Here is a 246-nt window from a genome sequence, read left to right on the forward strand (position 1 = left end):
GACGTGCTAGACGCTGATATCTTCAACATGACTGGCACAGGATCACCTCAACCATACATTAAAGAAGAAGTCGACGAGATGTCTTTCAACCAACGCTTCCTCGGTCACAACGGCCTTGACATGAACCACCAATACGCTAACGCTCAGTTCGCTGGGCACGAGAATGCCAATGGCATCAACCCCTCTGAGCTCAACATGAGCGGGAGCATGATGGGCAACCACTTCGCCGGCAACAGCTACATGCAG

General features: G+C 52.0%; 1 protein-coding gene. It reads left to right on the forward strand.

The window, feature by feature from the left end:
* Positions 1-27: 27 nt before the first annotated feature.
* On the forward strand, positions 28-246 hold a 219-nt coding region (locus ACEN88_RS35990), incomplete at its 3' end, for a hypothetical protein (protein WP_413347167.1).

It is taken from the genome of Massilia sp. CT11-108 (genome assembly GCF_047302915.1).
Taxonomy (GTDB): domain Bacteria; phylum Pseudomonadota; class Gammaproteobacteria; order Burkholderiales; family Burkholderiaceae_D; genus Telluria; species Telluria orientalis.